12 protein-coding genes are annotated in these 15,586 nt (G+C 62.7%); all 12 read left to right on the forward strand.

Annotated features, from left to right (window positions below; all coding sequences use genetic code 11):
* Window positions 1–27: 27 nt before the first annotated feature.
* The 12 genes from E3O11_RS17120 (at window position 28) to E3O11_RS17175 (ending at window position 15,451) form a co-directional block, all read left to right on the forward strand.
* The gene (locus tag E3O11_RS17120; protein WP_233194936.1) at window positions 28–924 is read left to right on the forward strand and encodes a MetQ/NlpA family ABC transporter substrate-binding protein; all 897 of its coding nucleotides are present in this window, start codon (window positions 28–30) and stop codon (window positions 922–924) included.
* A 95-nt stretch (window positions 925–1,019) separates the two neighbouring features.
* Window positions 1,020–2,048: a methionine ABC transporter ATP-binding protein gene (locus tag E3O11_RS17125; protein ID WP_092451603.1), complete on the forward strand. Its 1,029-nt coding sequence runs from the start codon at window positions 1,020–1,022 to the stop codon at window positions 2,046–2,048.
* A complete protein-coding gene (locus tag E3O11_RS17130; RefSeq protein ID WP_092451605.1) occupies window positions 2,048–2,707 on the forward strand; it encodes a methionine ABC transporter permease in 660 nt (219 codons plus the stop codon). The genes E3O11_RS17125 and E3O11_RS17130 overlap by 1 nt, the downstream gene beginning before the upstream one ends.
* Window positions 2,708–2,866: 159 nt before the next feature.
* Window positions 2,867–3,409 (forward strand): hypothetical protein, encoded by a 543-nt coding sequence (locus tag E3O11_RS17135; protein ID WP_134479420.1) that lies wholly within the window; start codon window positions 2,867–2,869, stop codon window positions 3,407–3,409.
* A gap of 28 nt (window positions 3,410–3,437) precedes the next feature.
* Window positions 3,438–5,237 (forward strand): protein kinase domain-containing protein, encoded by a 1,800-nt coding sequence (locus tag E3O11_RS17140; RefSeq protein WP_092451609.1) that lies wholly within the window; start codon window positions 3,438–3,440, stop codon window positions 5,235–5,237.
* Between the two features lie 170 nt (window positions 5,238–5,407).
* Window positions 5,408–6,454: a phosphate ABC transporter permease subunit PstC gene (gene pstC / locus E3O11_RS17145; RefSeq protein ID WP_233194927.1), complete on the forward strand. Its 1,047-nt coding sequence runs from the start codon at window positions 5,408–5,410 to the stop codon at window positions 6,452–6,454.
* A gap of 2 nt (window positions 6,455–6,456) precedes the next feature.
* Window positions 6,457–7,749, forward strand: coding sequence for a phosphate ABC transporter permease PstA (gene pstA, locus E3O11_RS17150; RefSeq protein ID WP_092451613.1), 1,293 nt, complete (start codon window positions 6,457–6,459; stop codon window positions 7,747–7,749).
* The gene (gene pstS / locus E3O11_RS17155) at window positions 7,746–9,377 is read left to right on the forward strand and encodes a phosphate ABC transporter substrate-binding protein PstS (RefSeq protein WP_241994773.1); all 1,632 of its coding nucleotides are present in this window, start codon (window positions 7,746–7,748) and stop codon (window positions 9,375–9,377) included. The genes pstA and pstS overlap by 4 nt, the downstream gene beginning before the upstream one ends.
* A gap of 5 nt (window positions 9,378–9,382) precedes the next feature.
* On the forward strand, window positions 9,383–11,986 hold the full coding sequence (locus E3O11_RS17160; RefSeq protein WP_134495675.1) for a hypothetical protein: 2,604 nt from the start codon (window positions 9,383–9,385) through the stop codon (window positions 11,984–11,986).
* A gap of 108 nt (window positions 11,987–12,094) precedes the next feature.
* Entirely contained in the window at window positions 12,095–13,201 is a 1,107-nt protein-coding gene (locus E3O11_RS17165) for a hypothetical protein (RefSeq protein WP_092451617.1), read from the forward strand.
* A 37-nt stretch (window positions 13,202–13,238) separates the two neighbouring features.
* Window positions 13,239–14,291 carry a hypothetical protein gene (locus tag E3O11_RS17170; protein WP_134495677.1) on the forward strand — a complete coding sequence of 351 codons (1,053 nt, stop codon included), beginning with the start codon at window positions 13,239–13,241 and terminating at the stop codon, window positions 14,289–14,291.
* A 200-nt stretch (window positions 14,292–14,491) separates the two neighbouring features.
* Window positions 14,492–15,451: a WxL protein peptidoglycan domain-containing protein gene (locus E3O11_RS17175; protein WP_166787622.1), complete on the forward strand. Its 960-nt coding sequence runs from the start codon at window positions 14,492–14,494 to the stop codon at window positions 15,449–15,451.
* The last annotated feature ends 135 nt before the right edge of the window (window positions 15,452–15,586 follow it).

Here is a 15,586-nt window from a genome sequence, read left to right on the forward strand (position 1 = left end):
GCGCCTGAAGGAATTACCGTGAAGAAAATCGTGAACAAGAAGAGCCTGCTCGCTGGTCTCGCCCTCGTACCGCTCGTCGCCCTGCTGGCCGGCTGTGCCGGAGCCTCCGAAGGACCGGCCACCGGTACCGAGGGTGATGCCATCAAGATCGGCGTCGTCGGAGCGAGCGACCCGTACTGGGAGATCTACACCGAGGCCGCAGCGGCCGAGGGCATTGAGATCGAGATCGTCGACTTCGCGCAGTACCCGCAGGTGAACCCGGCCCTCGCCGCCGGAGAGGTCGACCTCAACCAGTTCCAGCACATCGTCTACCTCGCCGAATACAACGAGGCGAGCGGCGACAACCTGGCTCCGATCGGCGCCACGGCCATCTACCCGCTGGGCCTGTACTCCACCGAGTACAGCAACGTCGATGACATCGTGAAGGGCGACACCATCGCCGTGCCCGACGACGACAGCAATCAGGCACGCGCGCTCGTCATTCTGCAGTCCAACGGTCTCATCGTTCTGAAAGACGGCGGATCCATCTTCTCGAGCCTGTCCGACATCGACGAGGAGGCCTCCAAGGTCAAGGTCACGGCCCTCGACGCCTCGCTCACCGTCGCGTCGCTGCCCGACGTCGCCGCCGCGGTCATCAACAACGACTTCGCCGAGAAGGGCGGACTCAAGTTCGAGGACGCCATCGCCACCGATGACGCGACCGACCCGCAGGCGCTGCCCTACGTCAACATCTTCGCCTCGCGGGACGAAGACAAGGACAACGCGACCTTCCAGCAGCTCGTCGAGATCTACCAGAACACCCAGGACGTGCAGGACGGCGTGCTGGCCGTCTCGGGCGACACCGCCGAAATGGTGACCACCCCCGCCTCCGACCTGGCCAAGTCGCTCGCGACGGTTCAGGCCGATATCAAGGCCGCCAAGTAAGCATCCGCTTCATCAGCGCAGTCCGGGGGAGCAGGCGCCCTGGACTGCGCTGTTGTGTCGGGTATCACGGAGCATGAAATGAGCGAGGCAAACGGATGGCTGTAGTCAGTCTGCGCAATGTGGGCAAGATCTACCCGCCCACGTCCAAAGACGGCGCGAGCGTCACGGCGATCGCCGATGTCAGCCTCGACGTTGAAGCCGGCGATATTTACGGCATTATCGGCTATTCCGGTGCCGGCAAGAGCACCCTGGTGCGTCTGGTCAATGCTCTCGAGCGTTCGACTTCCGGTGAAATCTGGGTCAACGGGCAGAACATCGCCGCGCTGCGAGAGCGCGAGCTGCGCCAGGTGCGCCTCGGCATCGGCATGATCTTTCAGCAGTTCAACCTGCTCGGCTCCCGCACGGTGGCCCGCAATGTGGCCTACCCGCTCGAAGTCGCCGGATATCCCAAGGAGAAGCGCGCCGCACGCGTGGCCGAGCTGCTCGACTTCGTCGGCCTCAGCGACAAGGCCGGGTCCTTTCCCGACCAGCTCTCCGGTGGCCAGAAGCAGCGGGTCGGTATTGCCCGTGCCCTCGCAACCCAGCCGAGCATCCTGCTCGCCGACGAGGCCACGAGCGCCCTCGATCCGGAAACCACCCACGAAGTCCTCGCCCTGCTGAAGCGAGTGAATGCGGAATTCGGGGTCACCATCATCGTGATCACCCACGAAATGGATGTCATCCAGACCATCGCGACCAAGGTCGCCGTGATGGACCAGGGCCGGGTCATTGAACGCGGACCCGTCTTTGATGTGTTCTCGAACCCGCAAGCCGCGGCATCCGCTCGGTTCGTCTCAACCGTGGTCAAGGGGGTGCCATCTCCGGCCGAACTCGCCGTGCTGCGCGAACGTCACGCCGGCCGCATCGTCACGCTGGCCTTTCGCGACAGCGCGGTCGACCAGGGCGCCGTCTTCGGTGAACTGGCCAGGGCCGGCATCGCCTTCGAGGTCGTCTACGGCGGCATTAACGAGATTCAGGGACGCCCGTTCGGGCACCTCACTCTCGCCCTCACCGGCGCTGACCCGGTCGTCGACCAGGTACTTGCCCATATTCGAACGCTCACGACCGTCACGGAGGTGCGCTGATGGATGCCCTGATCAATCTGCTGCCCGAACTCTGGACGGCCACCTACGAGACGCTCTACATCGTCGCGCTCACTCTCTTCTTTGGTGGCCTCGGTGGGCTGCTGGTGGGCCTCGGGCTCTACCTCACCCGGGCCGGCAGTATCCTCGAGAACAAACCGTTGTTCTTCGTGCTCAACCTGGTGGTGAACTTCATTCGCCCGATTCCGTTCATCATCTTTCTCGCGGCGGCGCAACCACTGGCCCGGGCCGTCACCGGCAGCGGCATCGGCAATAACGCGATCATCTTCACGATCGCTCTCGCGGCGTCCTTCGCCATGGCGCGCATCGTCGAGCAGAACCTGCTCACCGTGACGCCCGGCGTGATCGACGCGGCGCGCAGCGTCGGTGCCGGGCCGATTCGCATCATCTTCACGGTGCTGCTGCCCGAAGCGCTCGGGCCGCTGATTCTCGGCTATACCTTCATCTTCGTGGCGCTCGTGGACATGTCGGCGGTCGCCGGCTACGTCGGCGGCGGCGGCCTGGGCAACTTCGCCCTGCAGTACGGCTACCGCCAGTTCAACCCGATCGTGACCTGGGCGGCCGTGCTGCTGATCATCGTGCTGGTGCAGTTCGTGCAGTTCTTCGGCAACTACCTCGCCCGCAAGGCGCTTCGCCGCTAGTTGAGGCTGCGCGTGCGGACTAATCGCCGATTAGACTCTCGTCGTTCACCTCCTCGTAACCTGCCAGCCAACTGATCGTCACCTTAGCGACGGAAAGTTCTCGTCTAGCCGGGTTTACTCCAGCCGTCGCACCACCGAGACGGACAAGGTGTGCGCTCATTGTTTACGGGAGCCAGCATGCCAGGCAGAAGTCACGTCGTGTTTTCGGCATTTAGCACACTGGCCGATCCGCGACTGCAGGGCTGGGCAACTCTTCGTGGTCAAATTAACGCTGGTTCGCCGTCGATGACGCCCATCTCTCGCCCGGTAGCTGCCCGGACGTTGCCTGATGTGGCCGCCGTTCAGGCTGGACTGTGGCGCCTTCTCGCCCCCAACAATCGAGAACTCGGTCGCAGCGCGTCGGTTTACAGTTCGCTGGGGAGTGCCCGGGCACACGTTCTGCGGCTTCAGGGCCTCGTGGCGGAAATGCGCGCAGCGTCGGTAATCGGCCCCGCGTCGGGAACTTACGGTTTCTGCATATTTCTGGACGAAACGGTCGTGATGACCAACGGTCGCTGGTTTGCTGCTGCCGCGGCGAGCCTCGAAGCTGCTGCGGCTACCATCGAGGCGTTGGGCGGTGCGATGGTCATAGCCGATGCTCCAGTGCCACAGAATAGCGGCGCACACGAGCAGCCAGAAGCGACGAAAATTTTGTCGTGGTAACCCAACGACGTTCGGGTAGGTAGCGTCGATGATGGATGCCTCCGCTGACGGTCTTATCGCTGGCCGGTACCGCCTCGGGAATCTGCTCGGCACGGGAGGGACAGCGTCGGTCTTCTCAGCCGTCGAGGTCGCCTCGGGGCTGCCCGTGGCTTTGAAGATTCTGCATCCGCACCTGTCTGGTTCGGTTGAGTCCCGGGCGGCGTTCTTCGCCGAGGCCCGTTCGGCCTCCGAGGTGCACCATCCGAATGTCGTCAACGTTCTCGGTATCGGGGGAGAGGACGCCGTCGTACGGCACCGTGATGCCGGAGACCAGGACGGCACGGGGGGACCCGTCGACGTACCCCCGGCCTGGATTGCCCTGGCGCTTGCTCCCGGATTGAGTCTGGCCGAGATGGTGGAGAGAGACGGCCCGCTATCTGTCAGTAGTGCACTCGCCATGGCCAAGGGAGTGCTGCAGGCCCTTGTCGCGGTACATTCCGCGAGGCTCATCCACCGCGACGTGTCGCCGGCCAATATCATGGTGGCGCCGGAACCAGACGGTTCCCTATGGCCCGAACGAGTTGTGTTGCTCGACTTCGGCCTGGCCGATGCTGCGGGGCGTAGTACCGCCACCGTAAGCGCAGAAATGGCTGCGCCGAGTGCCGTTCAGGGTGCCCCGCCGGGGGTTCTCGGCACGATGAACTATCTGTCACCAGAACAGGCTCGGGGACTGGCGGTCGACGAACGCGGCGACATCTATCAGATGGGCGGGGTGCTCTACTTCGCTCTGACCGGCCGGCCGCCGTTTGCGCGAGAGACGGTTGCCGCAGTCTTGCGCGCACACGCGCAGTCGCCGCCCCCGGTCCCTTCCGTGGTGAGGTCGGGCGTATCCCGCGCGCTCGATGGCATCGTGGTCAAGGCGTTGCTCAAGGATCGCGGAAATCGGTTTGCGAGTGCCGGTGACATGCTCTCGTCGATCGAATCGCTCGCAGCGACGAGCGTTTCCACTGCGGAGGCGAGAACCAGAATTCTCACCGGGCCAGCGCTGGGCGCTGCCGATCAGATCACGTCTGTGCTTGCACGGCAGCTGACCGCGACGACGGCGACCGCTCGGGGCAACGAGCCGGGCGTGCGGGCGCTTTCGCGCCGGAGACGGCCTCATCCCGGATTCGCTGGCTGGCTCGCACTTCTGCTCGTCACTTCCTCCGTGGCCGGGGGCTGGGTGCTGGCTGCCCAAGGACAGGGCCAGCCGGCGAATGACTCCGCGAGCCAGATTCCGGTTGCTTCTCCCAGCGTGTCACCGCCAGTGGCGGCCCCGGTGGAGCAGTCTGTGGTGCCAGTTGCTGCCTCGATCGTCGTTCCAGAGCTGGTGTCCCTCAGCCTTGCGGCGGCGAAAGCTGTACTCGAAGCTGCGGGGCTGAGAGTGGGAACACTCACCATAGAGAATTCAGCGAATCCGGGTGACAGCGTGCTGGCGCTCGCGCCGGTCGCAGGCACCCGCATCGTTTCCGGCGGGATCGTCGACCTGGCGATCGCCTCGGGGTTCAACCCGATTCCCTCCCTTCGGAATCGCTCACCTGATGGCGCCACAACCGTGCTGCAGGCCGCCGGATTCAGCACGCAGATCGATTTTCGGACCAGCGCAACTGCACTTGCTGGCACGGTTGTGACGAGCGAACCCGACGAGGGGGTCGTGCACAGGCTGGGCGAGATCGTCACGATAGTGGTGTCAACCGGCCAGGCACCGACACCCATTGGCACCCCCGCGGTCACGCCAACGCCAACGCCAACGCCAACGCCTATCCCGACGCACACTACTCCTCCGGCACCGACAACGTTCATGGGCTGAGTCTCCAACACCCAGCGGCACTGCACATCCCGCAACCAGTGGATAACCAGTAGATAACCGGTGGATAACCTAATTGGCACCTGCTGTTCACCTTCCAAAATCAAAATCGACCTCAGGCCACGAAGCTCCCACTGTTTCAGCCACTTTCCGAGACTGACTGAGGACGCATCGTGACTACGACTAACCCCACTGGGCCGCTCGGCCAACCGGCCACGTCGGTGGGCTGGACACCCGATTTCGACGATGCTCCGCGCCGGTCCCTGCTTCCGCGGCCATCGCTGTCAGACTCCGTGTTCAAGTCGGTCGCTGTCACAGCCGGTGCGACGACAGTGGGCATCATGCTTGCCGTCGGGTTGTTCCTCTCGTTCCGGGCGAGCAGTGCGCTGCAGGTATCCGGGTTCTCCTTTCTGGTCGAACAGCAGTGGTCACCGGAAACTCAGGTCTTCGGAATCGCATCGATCCTCTTTGGCACCATCACCATCGCCCTGATTGCGATGTGCGTTGCCGTGCCGCTCGCCCTCGGCACAGCACTACTCATCTCCGAGATAGCCCAGGGCCAGCTGCGCAAGACCCTGATCACCCTGGTCGACCTGATGGCGGCCGTGCCCAGCGTCGTCTTCGGACTCTGGGGCGTCTTCTTCCTGCAGGCCAACGTCATCCCGGTGGCTTCTTGGATCTCGACCTACTTCGGTTGGATTCCCTTCTTTCAAGTGACGGATGCCTCCGGTCAGGTGTTGACCGAAGCCAGCGCCTTCACGTCATCGGCCTTCATCGCCGGAATCGTCGTGGGCCTGATGGTCGTGCCGACCCAGACATCCGTTATGCGTGAGGCCTTCTCGCAGGCCCCGAACGGCGAGCGTGAGGCTGCATTCGCCCTCGGGTCGACCCGCTGGGGCATGATCCGCTCCGTTGTTTTGCCGTTTGGCCGTGGTGGAATCATCGGCGGAACGATGCTTGGCCTTGGCCGAGCACTCGGGGAGACCATTGCCGTCTACATGATCATTTCGCCCATCTTCACGATCAACTGGCAGGTGCTCAAGACCGGCAGCAACTCGGTGTCTGCGCTCATCGCGCTGCGCTACGGCGAGTCGAGCGAGTTTGGTCTCTCGGCGCTCATGGCGGCGGGCCTCGTGCTCTTTTTGATTACCCTGATGGTCAACTTCACCGCCTCGTCTATCGTGGCCCGTTCGCGTTCCGGCGCCGATAGTGAGGCCTGAGCATGCTCATCGACACTCTCACTCCTGGCACGGCGCCGACCAAGACGACCACCGTCATTCCCTCCTCGGAGGGGATTGAGATCGGGCCGCGGCGTCGGGTTCGATCCGTGCGCCTCGACGATCGCTTCGACCTCATTGGCGCTGGTGTAGCCGGCATCGCTGTGGGAACGCTGCTCTTCGGCTGGTTCACGCCCCTGTCTGGTGGTGTGGGGTGGACCATCGTGTCCTTCCTCTCCTTCATCACGTTCTACGCCGTGTTGGTGGGGATGAAGGCGGATCGCCAGGAAATCAAGGACCGGGTAGTTTCGGTGCTCCTGGCCAGCGCCGGCGTGATCTTATTCGGCGCCCTGGTCTTCGTCGTCGCTTACACCCTGGTGCGTGGGCAGGACGCGTTGCCGCACCTCAACTTCTTCATCGAGAACATGGAATTGGCTGGCCCGCTCGATCCGCTGTCCGCGGGTGGAATCCTGCACGCTGTTCTCGGCACTCTGATTCAGATCAGCATCGCGCTGGCGATCACCATTCCGCTGGGCATTCTCACCGCGTTGTTTTTAAACGAGATTGGTGGCCGCTTCGCGAAGTTCGTTCGAACAATTGCCGACGCCATGACGGCGTTGCCCTCGATTGTGGCGGGCCTGTTCGTGTATTCGGCGATCATCGTGTTGATCACGCACCAGCGTTCTGGATTTGCAGCAGCCATGGCCATCACCGTCATGATGCTGCCCATCGTCATTCGCGCCTCCGACATTGTGCTGCGGCTGGTCGCCGGGAACCTGCGTGAAGCGGCGTACGCTTTGGGCGCTACCCGTTGGCGTACGGTCTGGCATGTCGTGCTGCCTACGGCCCGACCGGGGCTGGCGACGGCCGTCATTCTCGGCACAGCGCGCGGCATTGGCGAGACATCGCCGGTGCTGCTGACCTCCGGAGTCACCGCGGTGACAAATCTCAACCCGTTCTCCGGCCCCATGATCTCGTTGCCGCTGCAGGTCTTCGACTTCGTCAAGTCGCCAGAACCGAACATGATTGCCCGCGGTTTCGGTACCGCTGCCGTTCTAATCCTGCTCGTGCTGGCCCTATTCGCGGTGGCCCGGCTGATCGGTGGTCGTGGACCGGGAGAACTCTCCCACGGTCAGCAGCGTCGAGTGCTGGAGGCATCCGCTCGAGACGTGCGGCGCATCACGATTGCGGCGGACCGTCGTCAGCCTGTGGCCGCGGTTCCGGAACCTGACCCAGCTCCAGGCCTTCCCTCCACGCCAGAACGTCCCGCACCATCGAAAGAGGAGTCGTCATCGTGACGCGGAAAAATTACTGGGCGCGCGCAGCCCAAACGCTGACTGCGGCCTTCGTCGTGGCGTTGAGCGTGGCGACCGTGGTTCCGGCCCAGGCAGTCACGTACGATCCGATCACCGGTACCGGGTCGACGTGGTCGCAGAACGCCCTCGACCAGTGGCGTAAAAACGTTGCCGCCAATTATGGAATGACCGTGAACTATTCGGGAGTCGGTTCCTCGGCCGGTCGTCGCGATTTTGCCGCCGGCAGCGTGGACTACGCCGTCAGTGAGATCCCTTTTCAGTCCAAACCCGAAGACGGTTCGGCCCCGGAGGTGCCCACCCGCGGTTTTGCGTACATGCCCATTGTGGCTGGTGGCTCCTCCTTCATGTACAACCTGAAGATCGGTGGGGTGCGGGTGTCGAACCTGCGACTGAGTGGTGAAACGATCACCAAGATATTTACCGGGGTGATCACCAAATGGAACGACCCGATCATCGCCACCGACAATCCGGGCCTAACCATGCCGGACAAAGGCATCGTGCCGGTCGTGCGCTCTGACGGCTCCGGCTCGACGGCGCAGTTCACCCTGTGGATGTCGAAGCAGCACCCGGCACTGTGGAACTCGTACTGCGCATCCGTTGGCAAGGCGACCCCGTGCGGACTCACTTCGCAGTATCCACTCACCGGCAATATGAAGGGCCAGAGCGGTTCCTCCGGCGTCGCCGGCTACGTCAGCCAAGACTACGGCGAAGGTGCCATCACCTACGTCGAATACTCCTATGCCTTGGAATCGGGTTATCCGGTGGCCAAGGTGCTGAACGCCTCCGGATATTATGTCGAACCCACCGCGCCGAGCGTAGCCGTCGCCCTGATGCAGGCGCAGATCAACACCACCCCCGGCCCCGACTACCTCACCCAGATTCTGGATGGCGTATATAACAGCACGGACCCGCGCACCTATCCACTGTCGAGCTACTCCTACATGATTGTGCCGACCGAAGTGGTCGCCGGAGGAGTCTTCACCGCGAAGAAGGGCGCCACGCTCGGTGCCTTCGCGAGTTACATGCTGTGCGAGGGCCAGCAGCAGGCCGAAGCCCTCGGCTATTCGCCATTACCTATGAACCTGGTCCTGGCCGGATTTGACCAGATCGGCCGCATTCCTGGCGCAGCGCCCGCACCCGATCCCAACGCCTGCAACAACCCGACTTTCAAGCCGGGCGACTCCCCGTCGAATAACCAGCTCGCACTGACAGCTCCGCAGCCCGCGGAATGCGACAAGGTCGGTGCGAACCAGTGCACCACTGGCACGGGCGGATCCTTGGCCGAGACGCCCATTTCCGGTGCGGGCACCGGCGGGACCGCGTCCAATGCCGTGGCCGGCTCAGCGGATCCGGCAACCGCTGCGGCCGCCGGCGCCGCCGGCGCCGCCGCTGGCGTGACGGCAAGCTACGACGAAAACGGCGCTTTGATTAGCGGAACCGGTATCTCAGGGTCTGCGGTTGCTTCACCGTTCACCCTGGCATCCTCCGCGTGGGGATCCGGCCAATCGACCATGCTCTTCGCCGCAGTCCTCCTTCTGGCAGCGGCACTGCTTCCGCCCCTAATCTGGCCTCGGCTAAAGCGCACGCCGGCCAAGGTCGTTGCCAAATGAGTGCAATGATGTCTCGCCAGCGGCGCCTGTTCCTGGGTAGGTCGACGGCGACTCGCGCTGGCGCTACCGGAGTGGTTGTCGGATTGATCGTCGGCATGGGGATGTCGTTGGTGTCAACGCTGCTGCCGACGCCGGCCGAGGCCTCAACCTCGAGTGTGGTGACCGTTGCCGCCCGGGGATACGACCTCGACTACGGCAATGCCCCCTTTCCCGACCTCGCGGTGACGGTGTCGAAAACCAGCGAACTGGTCTCCCAGGGAATTCTGGTGAGTTGGACCGGAGGCAAAAAATCCGTGCGACCGCAGGGAAGCGTTGGCGGCGAAAACTTCATGCAGATCGCCCAGTGCTGGGGCGAGGACCCACTGAACCCGGGACATCCCGACCGTACGACGTGCCAGTACGGCGCGTTCCCCAACGTCGGCCGCGACTCCAACGTCCTCGACAACGTCACTGACCCCAACGACGAGACGTTCAATCTTAAGAGCATCGCGCCGGAGGACGAGCAATACACGGCCAAGGGCACCGGCGGATTGGTGCCAACGTACACGTCCATTCCGTTCCGGGCTGTGAGCGGTGAAACGGTCGCGTCCGTGGCGCCGAATGCCGAAGGCGTGCTGAAACACGATACGTCCATTGACGTGAATACGAACGAGTTCTTTACCCAGTTCACCTCCAACGAAATCAAATGGGCCGGCGCCGATGACACCGGAGCTGGTTCCGTAAAGTTCGAGGTTCAAACGTCGATGCAGTCGCCGGGTTTGGGCTGTGGCCAGCCGATCATCGTGAGCGGTCGACCCATTGTTGGGCAGTCCTGCTGGCTCGTGATCATCCCCCGCGGCACCGGCGACTCCGGCGTAAAGAGCATCACCAGGCCGGGTCTGTTTTGGGATGCCTGGCAGCATCATGTCGCCGTCAAGCTAGATTTCAAACCGGTCGGCATCCGCTGTGAAATCGGTGGGGCCGAAGCCGCACTTTCGGGCAGTGAACTGATCGGGGGTGCGATCGCATCATGGCAGCCCAGCCTCTGCGCGGGTACCACGAACTCGGCCTTCGTCTTGAGCACGGGCAATGAAGCGGATGCTGCTTTCAAGGCAAGCAAGACCGTGCCCAGTCCGCTGGCGCTCACGTCCCGGCCCCTAGGCGCAGACTTCTTGAACGGAGCCGCTGACCCTCTGCAGTACGCTCCCGTCGGAATCTCTGGACTGTCCGTTTCGTTTGCCGTCGACCGCCGCGTCACACCGATCGACGGCATCAAACAAGAATATAAAGACCGGGAAACGCAAGCTTTTTCGAGCCTCAAGCTCACTCCGCGCCTCGTGGCGAAGCTCTTAACGTCGTCCTACATTTCGTCCCTGCCGCCGGGGGCTGATCTGACCCACGTGAATTACCACAGTTTTGCTGATCAGGGTAAAAATCCAGCCAACCTCACGCGCGATCGTGACTTTCTCGCGATCAACGACGAGGAATGGGCTTCTCAGGACCTGAACAGTACGTCTTTGGCTGACCTTCTGATTCCCTCAGGCCGGTCAGACCTAGCCGTGGCTCTGTGGCGTTATGTTCTGAGCGATCCGGACGCCGTTGCTTTCCTGTCCGGAACACCGGATCCCTGGGGCATGATCGTGAACCCGTGGTATTCCACGAGTGCAACGGTCAATCCGAGCACGGTTGGCCTGAGTCTGCCGCGGGACAATTTTCCCAAGGCGGACCCCGTTGAGAAAGCCGGAACGACCGGGTCCAATGGGGAGGGTCCGGTGAATCTCGTAACCTGGCGCCCCTACACCTCGGACTTCGAAAATGGCGCCTATCTGACCCTCCGTGGTGACGGCCAGCTGCTCGGCGGTTGGGACACCAGCTACACGCCGCCGAAATATGCCAAGACCGCACGCAGCCTAGTTGGTGAGCAGGGTGTTCTCGGGTTGACGACAACGGCTTCCGCCGCTCGGTATCAAAACGTTACGGCGTCGCTGTTGAATCCGGCCGGCGAGTACGTCACACCAACGGAGTCGTCTCTGACCGCCGCCGCCGCGGCAATGACACCTTCTGTGGTCCAGCCGAAGGTTGTGGAATTTGATCCGGATTCATCGGCTGCGATCGCGGCATCCAATGCTTACCCCCTGGCCATGCCAATCTATGCAGCGCTGAACCCCTTGCAGACCGATGCGGTTCTTCGTGCCAAGTACGCCAATATGATCCGCTACGCTGTGGGTGCCGGACAGATATCCGGCCCGGAGATTGGGCAACTGCCCGAGGGGTATGCCCCGCTGCCGGCAAGCTGGGTATCCCAGGCTCAGACTGCGGCCACCGCCATTGAGAAGGGCATCAGCCCGATCCCTGCGGCTGTCGCGAACGTCGCCCCAACATCGGCGGCGGTGGCGGCCAGCGCACCCCGGCCGGGTTCGGTCCAATCACCCGTCATGGCGCCTGAGACCGCGCCGGTCGTGACGACACCGGCAGTTACCGGCAATGCCGCCGGACCTTTGCTCGGGCTGGCCACCCCCAAGGACCCTCCGGCAGGTCCGGCGGGAGTGGCTATACCGGCCGGCCTATTATCCGGCCTCGCGGCTGCTGGTGCTGTCCCCATGATTTCGCGCTTCCGAAGAAGACTTTGAGGCGTTGAGGCTTGACCGTTCGACCTCCAGCATTCCGGTCGGATCGGTTTAGGAGAAAAACGGACTCGATCGAGTCCGTTCCAAGGTAAGAGACCGAAAGGCATAACAGTGATTTCGAAGAGGACTATTGCACTTTGCGCAACAGTCGGCGTTGTCGTTTCCGGCATCGTCATCTCCGCTCCGGCACACGCCGAGCCCGTTTCCAACAGCTACTCGATTGTCGGTTCCGACACCCTCGAAGACGTCGTCAACGCACTCGCCAACGGGACAGCCATCACAGGCTCGAGCGTTCGTTCCACGGTCAACAACACCACCATTGGTTCGTTTGACGCCACTGGTTCTCCTTACATCACCACAAAATCTTCCGGAGTAAGGTTCGGCCGACCCAACGGTTCCGGCGATGGCGTGAAGGCACTCAGCCGCTCGATTGACGGTGCCGCGTATACGTCCGCCACGGTCGGGAGCCCTGCGAGCGTGGTCATCACCGGTCAGGTGGATATTGCCCGCTCATCCAGTGGTGGCACGGCCAACGCCGCGGGAGAACTGCTGTACGTTCCGTTCGGCCGCGATGCCATCGCCTACGCCTACAAGGGTTCGGCAACCGGCATCGAAACTTTGACGGCATCACAAATGAAGAGCCTCTACGAGTGCTCTGCTGGCTTCCAGATCGGTGGCGTAACCGTCACGCCGATCATCCCGCAGGCTGGCTCGGGCACCCGCAAGGACTTCCTGAACAAGATCGGCTCCACCGAAACCCTGATGAAGACGATCAGCGAAGCTGGCTGTGTCGTCGAAGACCAGGAGCACGACGCGACGAACCTCACGGCCGAGTCGGTCATGCCCATGGCTGTTTCCCGTTGGATCGCCATGAACACCGGCGCCAGCTACGACAAGCGCGGTACCGGCACCCTCGGCTCTCTCGTCGCCGGAGTCGTTCCGGTGACCGGAACCGGATCGTCCATGGTTCCGAACGCTCCCTACTACGCCGACACCACCTGGGGTCGCGACACCTATCTGGTCGTGGAGAATGCTCGGGTTGACCCGGCAAGCGCCAAGTTCGACGCCGGCCTCGCCACGCTGATGGACTCCGCCGTATCGAGTGCTCTGACCAATTCCTCGCCCGTGGTGTCGCGTTCGGGAGCAGTGAAGAAGAAGTATGGCTTCCTAGCGCCCACCGCAGGTGTCGTCGCATTCCGCGTTGCCAAGACCGCTTAATCCATTCCCCTAAGCACTGGAAGGTTAAGAAATGTACATGAATAAGAAAATGCGTATTGCAGCAGTCGGTTTCGTCTCCCTGGCCCTCGTGGCCGGTGCGACCGCGGTTGCCTCGGCCGCGGTCCAGCCGAATGGTTCTGACGCAGCGCTGTACAGCTATGACGCGAACATTGCCCTCGTTACCGATCCGTCGACGGTTTTCACCTGGACCGCCGACAACTTTGGCTCGGGTAACAAGGTCTCCTACGATGCGCCGACAACCTGTCCGACAACGGCCGATGATGCCTACATCTTCGTGGCAACGGCCGGAAACGAACGGACGAAGGCTGCGTGGAGCGCCTATGGCGATAGCGCATTTGCACCGGGAACCAAAGACGTGATCGCCGCAACCCTGACCCCCGGTGTTGCGCTGACCTCAGGTAACTACGGCACGGTCAAGTCCAACGGTGGAACGTACAGCCTCGGTATCGCGTGCACGAACAACAACGGCAACACCATCGTCGGAGCGTTTTACCGTACGGCATCCATCACCGCCGGCACCGGCTCCTACACGATGACCGCGGTGACGGAAGACACGACGACGCCGCCGCCCCCCGCCAACACCGACACTACCGGCAGCGTCGCGATGTCGCCCCAGACTGTCGGCGCCAACGACGGAGTGCTCAGCTTGATCGTTCCCGTCGGTGCCGCGGCTGTATTCGCCGCCCCAACCCTGGTCAACAACAAGTCGACCACGACCGGTACTTTAGGCAACGTGACCGTCGCCGACGGTCGTAGCGTCAGCCGTAAGGGTTGGGACCTGAATGCCAGCGTCACCGACTTTGTCAACGCCAGTGACGCTACCAACACGATCAGCAAGGCTCAGCTCGGTCTGATACCGAAGATCGTCTCCTCCGAAGCGACCGGCGTGACCGCTGGTACCGCCCAGGTCGCCGGTTTGGCAACGTACTCGTCGCTCTTCGCGTCGGGCGCAGCGGCAAACACGGTGGGCAACACTGTGCTCAACGCCGACCTCACGTTTGTGGCGCCAGCCAACAAAGCTGCGGGCACCTACGTCTCGACCCTCACCCTCACGGTCGTCTCGAAGTAACGACTCCTCGGTAAAAGCAAGATCCCGATAGCAGGGGGAGAGGTGGTGGGGCGCCTCTTCCTTTGCTTTCACTTGTCGACATTTGTGCAGAAAAGAGAAAGTCCAGCGTGATGATCCATCGCCTTATACGCCCTCTCGGTCTGTTGGCCGGAGCGCTCCTCATCATCGGATTGACCGTGGGAACGGGAGCGGTGCAAGCCATGAGCTCATCGGCAGCCGAGTCCGACGGTATTGCGGGTGCCCCCTCAGCCGACGGTGGGGTCGACCAATCCCGCTCGCGCTACAGCTACCAGATGGATCCGGGACAGGCGGTCTCCGATGAGTACCTGGTGCAGAACACCGGAACGACGGCCCAGTCTGTCACCGTCTACGCTACCGACGCCTTCAACGGGGATGACGGCGCCTTCTCGCTCTTAAACGGAGGCGTATCCCCGGTGGACGTCGGACGCTGGGTGACCTTTGCCAACGGCGCGGACCAGATCACAGCGACCTTGGAGCCCGGCGCGTCCCAGGTGATTCCCTTCACCGTGACGACGCCCGCTGATGCCCGTCCCGGGGACCATGCCGGCGGCATAATTGTCTCCGCGCTGTCCCCATCCGGACAAATTTCGCTGGACCGACGGGTTGCCATTCGTCTCTACGTTCGCGTCAAGGGCGCACTTCAAGCGGGCCTGACCATTAGTAGCATTGCGTCGTCCTATCAGGCCGAATTGAATCCGTTTTCTGGCAAGACCCAGCTCACCGTGACGCTCAATAACACCGGCAATGTGGCGCTCGGTGCTACGACCGTGTCGCGAGTGCGCGGCATCTTCGGCATTCCGCTATCAGGAATCAGCCGGGAAGAAATTCCCGAGATGCTGCCCGGCAGCACGCGCACCCTGACCATGACCGTGCCAGGTGTTGGTTCGTGGATTTACCTCAATCCGCAGGTCAATCTTGCCGCAACGATCGACAAAGAAGCCATCAACCCCGGGGTGCTGCCCACCGCGAGTCGGGACACCGCCTTGATTGTCGTTCCGTGGGGCGCTCTCATCATCCTGTTGCTCACTGGCCTGATTTATTTCCTAGTGCGGTTCACTCGCCTCAGGGGCGCGCAACGTGCCGCCGCCTGGATCGAATACACCGAGGCCGAGGCGCGACGCCAGGCTCGGGGGGAGTGACGTGACTGTGTCCAACCAACGCCGATCCCCAAGAATTCGACTCGTCGGTGTCCTTGCCCTTCTCGTTTTCTTGGGCTCAAGCACCGGAATATCGGGCGCCCAAGCCGCGAACGATGACAGCGGTATCGGCATTAG

The sequence above is a fragment of the Cryobacterium levicorallinum genome (genome assembly GCF_004402405.1).
Classification (GTDB): Bacteria; Actinomycetota; Actinomycetes; order Actinomycetales; family Microbacteriaceae; genus Cryobacterium; species Cryobacterium levicorallinum.

What these genes read in the sequence shown, in the direction of transcription:
- E3O11_RS17125 (WP_092451603.1), top strand. Translation starts at nt 1,020, where the DNA reads ATGGCTGTAGTCAGTCTGCGCAATGTGGGCAAGATCTACCCGCCCACG.
- E3O11_RS17130 (WP_092451605.1), top strand. Translation starts at nt 2,048, where the DNA reads ATGGATGCCCTGATCAATCTGCTGCCCGAACTCTGGACGGCCACCTAC.
- E3O11_RS17140 (WP_092451609.1), top strand. Translation starts at nt 3,438, where the DNA reads ATGATGGATGCCTCCGCTGACGGTCTTATCGCTGGCCGGTACCGCCTC.
- pstA (WP_092451613.1), top strand. Translation starts at nt 6,457, where the DNA reads ATGCTCATCGACACTCTCACTCCTGGCACGGCGCCGACCAAGACGACC.
- E3O11_RS17160 (WP_134495675.1), top strand. Translation starts at nt 9,383, where the DNA reads ATGATGTCTCGCCAGCGGCGCCTGTTCCTGGGTAGGTCGACGGCGACT.
- E3O11_RS17170 (WP_134495677.1), top strand. Translation starts at nt 13,239, where the DNA reads ATGAATAAGAAAATGCGTATTGCAGCAGTCGGTTTCGTCTCCCTGGCC.
- E3O11_RS17175 (WP_166787622.1), top strand. Translation starts at nt 14,492, where the DNA reads ATGAGCTCATCGGCAGCCGAGTCCGACGGTATTGCGGGTGCCCCCTCA.